Source organism: Ancylobacter radicis, assembly GCF_018449475.1.
GTDB lineage: Bacteria > Pseudomonadota > Alphaproteobacteria > Rhizobiales > Xanthobacteraceae > Ancylobacter > Ancylobacter radicis.
This window is the reverse complement of sequence record NZ_JAHCQH010000023.1, coordinates 164193-172206: the sequence shown is the minus strand read 5'-3', so window position 1 is coordinate 172206 and position 8014 is coordinate 164193. Positions and strand designations below refer to the sequence as shown.

Sequence of the window (8014 nt, the reverse complement as noted above, 5' to 3'; positions counted from 1 at the left end):
CGGCGGCCCCGAGGGCGCCTTCGAGACGGTGAAGCCGCTGTTCGAGAAGATGGGCAAGAACATCACGCTCGTCGGCGGCAATGGCGACGGCCAGACCACCAAGGTGGCCAACCAGATCATCGTCGCGCTGAACATCCTCGCCGTCTCCGAAGCCCTCCTGTTCGCCTCCAAGGCCGGTGCCGACCCGGCCAAGGTCCGCCAGGCGCTGATGGGCGGCTTCGCCAATTCGCGCATTCTGGAAGTCCATGGCGAGCGCATGGTGAAGCGCACCTTCAACCCGGGCTTCCGCATCGAGCTGCATCAGAAGGACCTGAACCTCGCGCTGACCGGCGCGCGCCAGCTCCAGATGGCTCTGCCGGCGACCGCGGTCGCGCAGCAGCTGTTCAGCGCCTGCGCGGCCAATGGCGGCGCGGCGTGGGATCACTCGGCGCTCTGCAAGGCGCTGGAGATGCTGGCGAACCACCAGATCGTCGCCGACGCCTGAGCTTTTCAGCAGGTCGAGACCAGATCGGGGGCGCAGTGCGCCCCCGATTTTTTTGGCGAACAGTAAGCATTGCTGTCCAGAAAGACGTATCGCCCGCCGCTGTAGTCTTTTGCGCCGACGGCGAGACAATTGTTCCGGCCTATACAAGGTGGACAAGCCGGCATTTGTCGACGTAACTTAGCGGGTGCGTCGCAAACACGCCCCGCGAGGCCCGCGAAGCGGCACAACATGCGCGACGTATTATCACGCCCTATACATCGCTCTTGACTAGGGCCTAAACGTCCCTAATCATGGCATACAAAATACCAATAAGACATCGTGCGCCGCGGGGGCAGCACGATCGCAGGAGGGAATCCAATGAAGGTCTGCATCTATGGTGCCGGCGCCATCGGTGGCTATGTCGGCGTTCAGCTCAAGCGCGCGGGTGTCGACGTTAGCCTCGTGGCACGCGGCGCGCATCTCGAAGCCATGAAGAAGAACGGCCTGAAGCTGCTCATCGACGGCGAGGAGCGGGTCGAGCACATCCCCTGCTCCGACAATCCGGCTGAACTCGGCCCGCAGGATTATGTCATCGTCGCGCTCAAGGCCCATTCGGTGCCGGGCGTGGTGGACGCCATGCAGCCGCTGCTCGGCAACGACACCGCCGTCGTCACCGCCGTGAACGGCGTCCCCTACTGGTACTATTACAAGCATGGCGACCACCTCGAGAATAAGACGCTCGAAAGTGTCGATCCGGGCAGCAAGCAGTGGACTGGCCTGCGCCCCGAGCGCGCCATTGGCTGCATCGTCTATCCGGCGACCGAAGTGGTCGAGCCGGGCGTCATCAAGCACGTCTATGGCGACAAGTTTCCGCTCGGCGAGCCGTCGGGCGAGATCACCGAACGCGTCACCAAGCTCTCGGAAGCCTTCGCCGCCGGCGGGATGCGCGCCCCGGTGCTGCCGAACATCCGCGACGAACTCTGGCTGAAGCTCTGGGGCAACCTCTGCTTCAACCCGATCAGCGCACTGACCCACGCCACGCTTGACGTGATCGCCTCCGATCCCGGCACCCGCGCCGTCGCCAAGGCGATGATGCTGGAAGCGCAGGAGATTGCGGTGCAGTCCGGGGTGAATTTCCGCGTCGGCGTCGAGCGCCGCATTGATGGCGCGGGTGCCGTAGGGGCACACAAGACCTCGATGCTGCAGGATCTCGAGCGTTCGCGCGCCATGGAGATCGATGCGCTGGTGACCGTGGTGCAGGAAATGGGCCGCCTTGCGGGCATCCCGACCCCGACTATCGACATCGTGCTCGCCCTGGTTCGCCAGCGCGCGCAGATCGCCGGCTGCTACAACTGAGTCTCTTGCACAATGGCACATTGGGTTCGTTACAGCCGCGCGGGCGTGACCGGTTTCGGCACGCTTGACGGCAACAGCATCACCGTCCACTCCGGCAACATGTTCAACGGTGCCCAGCCGACCGGGGAGCGCCTCGCGCTCTCCGGTGTCGCGCTGCTCGCCCCGACCGAGCCGACAAAGATCCTCGCTCTGTGGAACAATTTCCACGCGCTCGCGGCCAAGCTCAATTCGCCGGTGCCGGCCGATCCGCTCTATCTGCTGAAGGCCGGATCGAGCCTCACCTCGCCCGGCGCCACCGTGCACCGGCCGGCCTCCTATGACGGCAAGATCGTCTATGAGGGCGAGCTCGGCATCATCATCGGCAAGACGGCCACTGCCGTCTCCGAGGAAGAGGCCGGGCATTATATCTTTGGCTACACCTGCGTGAACGACATCACCGCGGCGGACATCATCAACAAGGATGCCACCTTCGCGCAGTGGGTTCGCGCCAAGAGCTTCGATGGTTTCGGCCCCTTCGGACCGGTCGTGGCCACGGATGTCGACCCGTCCAGCCTCGTTGTCCGCACCGTTCTGAACGGCCAGGAGCGGCAGAATTACCCGATCAGCGACATGATCTTCTCGGCCCATCAGCTGGTGAGCCGGATTTCCCACGACATGACGCTGAACCCCGGCGACCTCATCTGCTGCGGCACCTCGGTCGGGGTCGGGACGATGAAGGATCCCTCCAACGCGGTCGACATCGCGATCGAGGGCATCGGGACGCTCAGCAACACTTTCGTGCAGTAGCGTCTTGGCGCGTCAGCGCCTATAGGGAAATAGGATACGCCAATCGACGGGGGCGCCCGGCGCGCTCCCGGCCGCGGGGTTGTGGAGGAACGGGACTAATGAACATCCATGAGTATCAGGCCAAGGGAGTGCTCCGTGAATTCGGGGTCCCGGTGCCGAATGGCGTCGCCATTCTCAATGCCGCCGAGGCCGATGCCGCGGCGACGCAGATCCCCGGCCCCGTCTGGGTCGTGAAGAGCCAGATCCACGCCGGTGGACGCGGCAAGGGCAAGTTCGTCGAGGCCGATGCCGGCGAGAAGGGCGGCGTGCGCGTCGTCAAATCCGCCGCCGATGCCGCCGCCAACGCCAAGCAGATCCTCGGCAAGACCCTCGTGACCATTCAGACCGGCCCGGCCGGCAAGCAGGTCAACCGCGTCTATATCGAGGAAGGCTCCGAGATCGAGAAGGAGTTCTACCTCTCCGCTCTCGTCGACCGCGCCACCTCGCGCGTCGCCTTTGTCGTCTCGACCGAAGGCGGCATGGACATCGAGGAAGTCGCGCACTCCACGCCCGAGAAGATCCACACCTTCTCCGTCGACCCGGCGACCGGCGTGATGCCGCATCACGGCCGCACCGTGGCCCAGGCGCTCGGCCTCACCGGCGACCTCGCCAAGCAGGCCGGCGATCTCGTCGCCAAGCTCTATGCCGCCTTCGTCGGCAAGGACATGGCGATGCTCGAGGTCAACCCGCTGGTCGTCACCAAGGACGGCAAGCTGAAGTGCCTCGACGCGAAGATCTCCTTCGATTCGAACTCGCTCTACCGCCACCCGGACGTGATGGCGCTGCGCGACGAGTCGGAAGAGGACGCCAAGGAAATCGAGGCCTCCAAATACGACCTCGCCTATATCGCGCTCGACGGCACGATCGGCTGCATGGTCAACGGCGCGGGCCTTGCCATGGCCACGCTCGACATCATCCAGCTCTATGGCGAGAGCCCGGCGAACTTCCTCGACGTCGGCGGCGGCGCCACGGAAGAGAAGGTGACGGCGGCGTTCAAGATCATCACCGCCGACCCGAAGGTGAAGGGCATCCTCGTCAACATCTTCGGCGGCATCATGAAGTGCGACGTCATCGCGCGCGGCGTGATCGCCGCGGTGAAGACCGTCGGCCTGTCCGTCCCGCTGGTGGTGCGCCTTGAGGGCACCAATGTCGAGGAAGGCAAGGCCATCATCCGCGACAGCGGCCTGAACGTCATCCCGGCGGACGATCTCGACGACGCCGCCCAGAAGATCGTCAAGGCTGTGCAGGGAGCCGCCTGATGTCCATTCTCATCAACAAAGATACCAAGCTGATCACCCAGGGCTTCACCGGCAAGAATGGCACCTTCCATTCCGAGCAGGCGATGGCTTACGGCACCAAGGTTGTCGGCGGCACCTCGCCCGGCAAGGGCGGTTCGACGCATCTCGGTCTGCCGGTGTTCGACACCGTCGCCGAAGCCCGCGAGAAGACCGGTTGCGACGCCTCCGTGATCTATGTCCCGCCGCCGGGTGCGGCCGACGCGATCTGCGAGGCCATCGCGGCCGAGATCCCGCTCATCGTCTGCATTACCGAGGGCATTCCGGTGCTCGACATGGTGAAGGTGCGCCGGGCGCTCGACGGCTCCAAGTCCCGCCTCGTCGGCCCGAACTGCCCCGGCATCGTCACCGCCGGTGAATCGAAGATCGGCATCATGCCGGCCAACATCTTCAAGAAGGGCAATGTCGGCGTCGTCTCGCGCTCGGGCACGCTGACCTATGAGGCGGTGTTCCAGACCTCGCAGGAAGGCCTGGGCCAGACCACGGCCGTCGGCATTGGCGGCGATCCGGTCAAGGGCACCGAGTTCATCGACATTCTGGAGCTGTTCCTCGCCGACGACGCCACCGAGTCGATCATCATGATCGGCGAGATCGGCGGCTCGGCCGAGGAAGAAGCGGCCCAGTTCCTCAAGGACGAAGCCAAGCGCGGCCGCAAGAAGCCGATGGTTGGCTTCATTGCCGGCCGCACCGCTCCTCCCGGCCGTCGCATGGGCCATGCCGGCGCCATCATCTCCGGTGGCAAGGGCGGCGCCGAGGACAAGATCGCGGCAATGGAAGAGGCCGGTGTTGTGGTCTCCCCCTCCCCGGCGCGCCTCGGCAAGACGCTGGTGGATGTGCTCAACAAGCGCGTTGCCGCCTGACGCAGCGTCGTGGCTGACCTGAAATGAACCCCGCGCCGGGCTCCGGCGCGGGGTTTTTCATATCGGGCGGACCATCACGTTCATGCCGAAGCGTGCACGTCCCGCTCTCGCAGGCGCAAGCCGTCGAGGTGCTCAGACCGGGAAACACTCGGGCGGGAGCACCGCCATGTCATCGCTGTCAAGAGTCTGGAGCACCATGAAGGTCATCCAGGCATGGCACGCGATGAGCAGTGGCAGAACGGGAAACACTGACTCGAACATGGCGGCCTCCGACCCTCGATCCTGTTGCAGTGCAACCTAATCGATACCGGGAGGATCTGGTATACGTAATACCAGAAGGCGGATATGCATCCGTCGCATAGCACAAAGCGCCGCATCCGAGCGGGATGCGGCCGGCCATATCAGATGTTCAGACAGTTCCCCCGGACACGACAGTGATCCGGGAGCAGCCGCGGCAGCGGTTGGAGAACTCAGTTCGCGGTCGCGCTCGGAACCGGCAGACCCCATTTGGAGTACACCTCGCGGAACGCCTGGTCGCCCGGCACGCCCTTCTCCAGCACCAGAATAGCCCGCCGCCCATTCTCGAACACCACGGGAAGGTCGAGGAAATTGCGGGTGATGAGCAGGCTGAGATTGCGCTGGCGATCCGCATCAAGCGAGGACAGGCCGATCAGGAAGTACCCCGGCGCGACGCGGACAGGCAGGCCGATCAGCGGCACACCCTGCGCCCCCTCGGACGCCTTCGCACGCATGCCCGGCACGGTACCGGCATTGCCGAGATCGAAGTTCGGCGGAAGCTCGAACTGCACTTCGATGATGTGGGACGCCGGAATCCCCGGATCCTGATTGCGCCGCAGGCGCAGAACGACCTTCACATTGCGGTCGGGAATGGTGACGACCGCCCGGATGCCAATGTCCGGCCCGGTGCCGCCCTCGCCCTGGAACGTCTCGGCACTCCAGACGACACTGCCGACATATTGCTGCAGGCTCTGCTCGCCGCCGCCGGCACTTTCCTCGAACATCACGGCGCGCTGGGCAACACCCACGCCGGCGCCTTGGGGCGCGGCAGGCGCCGCGCGTGACGCCTCGGGCGCGGCCTGGGCGATGCGGTCGTTGGATTTGGTCACTTCCGGCGCGGAGGGCGCCGCAACGTCAGGCTCGGCAACCGGTGCAGGCCCCGACGCACTTCCCCCGTTCATCATCGCCACGATGGTCGCGCGCTGGCTGAAGCCGACGACAGCTCCGGCCACGACAAGAAGCAGAACAAGAGCAATGGCGATCAAACGCCCGCGCTTGCCCTTCCCGGTTTCCTCATCCTCGCTCGCCGGGTGCCGTTCACCCGTCATGCGGGGATCGAAGGCATCGGGACCCGCGCCATCGGAGCGAACCGAACTGAAATCATCGGTGGCGGAAAGCGCCGGGTCATCCGCGTCAGTCCCACGGCCGGGACGCCGGGCGGCGAGGGCCGTCAATTCGTCATCGTCGCTTTCCGCCGTAGCTACGGATGAGCGGCGGGGGGCAGAGAAAGCCTCGCGCGCCGCCTGGGGAACCCGCGGCGGCGTAGCATTGAGCATGGGCGCCGGCTCGGGCGTCGCGACGACGGGCTCCCCCTCGTCAGGAGCCGGGCCGGTGGATGCCGGCACCGGATCATCCGCCGCGGCGTAATCCTGCTCCAGCCGGCGGATCGCCTCTTCGAGAGAACGCTGCTCGCGGTCGATGTCCTCCTCGCGCAGCGGCGGATCCGCGTTCCGCAGCTGCGTCAGCAGCGCCCTGCGCGCACGATCGTAAACGGTCCGACGCCCCGCCTCGGAACGATCCGGGAGGCCGCCAAGGGCACGCGCGAGGAGCGGATAGTAATCGGCCATTACGCTACGGTGTCACTTCGCGTTCACGACTCGAAAGGGTTCTGCACCAGGATCGTATCATCCCGCTGAGGGCTGGTGGACAGCAACGCGACGGGGCACCCGATCAGTTCCTCGATACGGCGAACATATTTCACCGCCTCGGCCGGAAGGTCGGCCCAGGAACGCCCGCCAGCGGTGGATTCGCTCCAGCCCTCGATGCTCTCATAGATCGGCTCGACCCGAGCCTGCGCATCCTGGCCAGCGGGGAAATAGTCGATCTCCCGCCCATCAAGCCGGTAGCGCGTGCACACTTTCAGCTCGTCGAAGCCGTCCAGCACGTCGAGCTTGGTCAGCGCGATGCCGTTGATGCCGGAGGTCCGCACGGTCTGGCGCACCAGCACGGCATCGAACCAACCGCAGCGGCGCGGACGGCCGGTGACGGTGCCGAATTCATGGCCCCGCTCGCCGATCCTGCGGCCAATGTCGTCATGCAGTTCCGACGGGAACGGCCCCTCGCCGACGCGGGTCGTGTAGGCCTTGGTGATGCCCAGCACATAGCCGATCGCGTTCGGACCGAGACCCGAACCCGTCGCCGCCTGCGCCGCCACCGTGTTGGAGGAGGTCACGAAGGGATAGGTGCCGTGGTCGACATCGAGCAGCGCGCCCTGCGCGCCCTCGAACAGGATCTTTGAACCATGGCGGCGCTCGTCGTCGAGCAGCGACCAGACGCGGTCCATATAGGGCAACACCTTGGGCGCGATCTCGATCAGTTCGGCGCGCAGCTTGTCGGCGTCGACTTCCTCGATGCCCAAACCACGCCGCAGCGGATTGTGATGCGCCAGCAGCCGCTCGATCTTGGCGTCGAGGGTCGCCTCATGGGCAAGGTCCACCAGACGGATGGCGCGGCGGCCCACCTTGTCTTCATAGGCCGGGCCGATGCCGCGCTTGGTGGTGCCGATCTTGGTACCCGAGGCGGCCGCGTTCTCGCGAATCGCGTCGAGTTCGCGGTGCAGCGGGAGGATCAGGGCGACATTCTCGGCGACGCGCAGACGCTCCGGCGTCACCACGATGCCCTGACCACCGATGCGGGTGATCTCGTCGACCAGCGCCCAGGGATCGAGCACCACGCCATTGCCGATCACCGACAGGCGCGCGCCGCGCACCAGGCCGGACGGCAGCAGCGAAAGCTTATAGGTGTTCTCGCCCACGACCAGCGTATGGCCGGCGTTGTGCCCGCCCTGGAAACGGACCACCACGTCGGCCTGCTCGCTGAGCCAGTCGACAATCTTACCCTTACCCTCGTCGCCCCATTGGGATCCGACGACGACCACATTCGCCACGAGCCGAGCTCCTGCTTGCGAGGTGCGAGCG

Annotated in this window: 8 protein-coding genes; 5 read left to right on the top strand and 3 right to left on the bottom strand. The window is 65.6% G+C overall.

Annotated elements, in window-relative coordinates; translation table 11 throughout:
* From KIP89_RS19275 to sucD, 5 genes are all read left to right on the top strand, one after another.
* On the top strand, window positions 1-484 hold a 484-nt coding region (locus tag KIP89_RS19275; RefSeq protein ID WP_213757216.1), incomplete at its 5' end, for an NAD-binding protein.
* Window positions 485-841: 357 nt separating this feature from the next.
* Window positions 842-1819 carry a 2-dehydropantoate 2-reductase gene (locus tag KIP89_RS19270; protein WP_213757215.1) on the top strand — a complete coding sequence of 326 codons (978 nt, stop codon included), beginning with the start codon at window positions 842-844 and terminating at the stop codon, window positions 1817-1819.
* Window positions 1820-1831: 12 nt separating this feature from the next.
* Window positions 1832-2605, top strand: coding sequence for a fumarylacetoacetate hydrolase family protein (locus KIP89_RS19265; RefSeq protein WP_213757214.1), 774 nt, complete (start codon window positions 1832-1834; stop codon window positions 2603-2605).
* Between the two features lie 98 nt (window positions 2606-2703).
* The gene (sucC, locus tag KIP89_RS19260) at window positions 2704-3903 is read left to right on the top strand and encodes an ADP-forming succinate--CoA ligase subunit beta (protein ID WP_213757213.1); all 1200 of its coding nucleotides are present in this window, start codon (window positions 2704-2706) and stop codon (window positions 3901-3903) included.
* Window positions 3903-4799, top strand: coding sequence for a succinate--CoA ligase subunit alpha (sucD, locus tag KIP89_RS19255; protein ID WP_213757212.1), 897 nt, complete (start codon window positions 3903-3905; stop codon window positions 4797-4799). The genes sucC and sucD overlap by 1 nt, the downstream gene beginning before the upstream one ends.
* A gap of 132 nt (window positions 4800-4931) precedes the next feature.
* Here sucD and KIP89_RS20045 read toward each other — a convergent pair whose 3' ends face one another.
* The 3 genes from KIP89_RS20045 to KIP89_RS19245 all read right to left on the bottom strand — a co-directional run bounded on the left by KIP89_RS20045 (window position 4932) and on the right by KIP89_RS19245 (window position 7983).
* The gene (locus tag KIP89_RS20045; protein WP_256441467.1) at window positions 4932-5060 is read right to left on the bottom strand and encodes a hypothetical protein; all 129 of its coding nucleotides are present in this window, start codon (window positions 5058-5060) and stop codon (window positions 4932-4934) included.
* A 209-nt stretch (window positions 5061-5269) separates the two neighbouring features.
* Window positions 5270-6664 carry a hypothetical protein gene (locus tag KIP89_RS19250; protein ID WP_213757211.1) on the bottom strand — a complete coding sequence of 465 codons (1395 nt, stop codon included), beginning with the start codon at window positions 6662-6664 and terminating at the stop codon, window positions 5270-5272.
* Window positions 6665-6687: 23 nt separating this feature from the next.
* Entirely contained in the window at window positions 6688-7983 is a 1296-nt protein-coding gene (locus KIP89_RS19245; RefSeq protein ID WP_213757210.1) for an adenylosuccinate synthase, read from the bottom strand.
* Window positions 7984-8014: the final 31 nt, after the last annotated feature.